Source organism: Vibrio sp. 1727, from assembly GCF_033344415.1.
Taxonomy (GTDB): domain Bacteria; phylum Pseudomonadota; class Gammaproteobacteria; order Enterobacterales; family Vibrionaceae; genus Vibrio; species Vibrio alginolyticus.
In genome coordinates, this window is the sequence record NZ_JAWPOT010000408.1 from 1 (window position 1) to 620 (window position 620).

1 pseudogene is annotated in these 620 nt (G+C 51.3%); it reads left to right on the plus strand.

The annotated features are described in order from the left end of the window. Positions 1-620 (plus strand): annotated as a pseudogene (locus R8O10_RS26030) (hybrid sensor histidine kinase/response regulator); the annotation flags it as partial.

Sequence of the window (620 nt, forward strand, 5' to 3'; positions counted from 1 at the left end):
TTGCGGTGGCAGGGATCTTGCCTTACATCGCCTTGCAGCTGCGTGGCATCACCATGGGGTTGGAGATCATCGCCCCGGCATTGGCGACCGATTTTGGTTATCAGAATGACAGCGTGTCTTGGTTTGTCGTGGTGGCACTGGCCATTTTTACCATGTTGTTTGGTACTCGCCATATTGATAACACTGAGCATCACCGTGGGATGATGATGGCGATCGCGTTCGAATCCATCATCAAATTACTGGCGTTTTTGGTGGTGGGGATTTTCATTGTCTGGCTGGCGATGAGTACTGAAGACTTGAGTCTGATTGAAGTGGCTTCTGAAACCTACCAGTCGCCAAACATTCCAACCTTATTGATTCATACTGTGCTGACCATGTTGGCAATTGTCTGTTTGCCGCGCCAGTTTCACACCATGGTGGTGGAAAATGAACGTGCGCAAGACTTGCATGTCGCGCGTTGGTTGTTCCCGCGGTATCTGATTTTGATGGGCGTATTTGTGTTGCCAATCGCGTGGGTCGGGCAAGGGTTATTGAGCGGAACATCTGCCGATACTTACGTGATCAGTGTGCCGATGGCGGTGGGGGCAAGCGAGATTGCGTTACTGGCGTTTTTGGGCGGT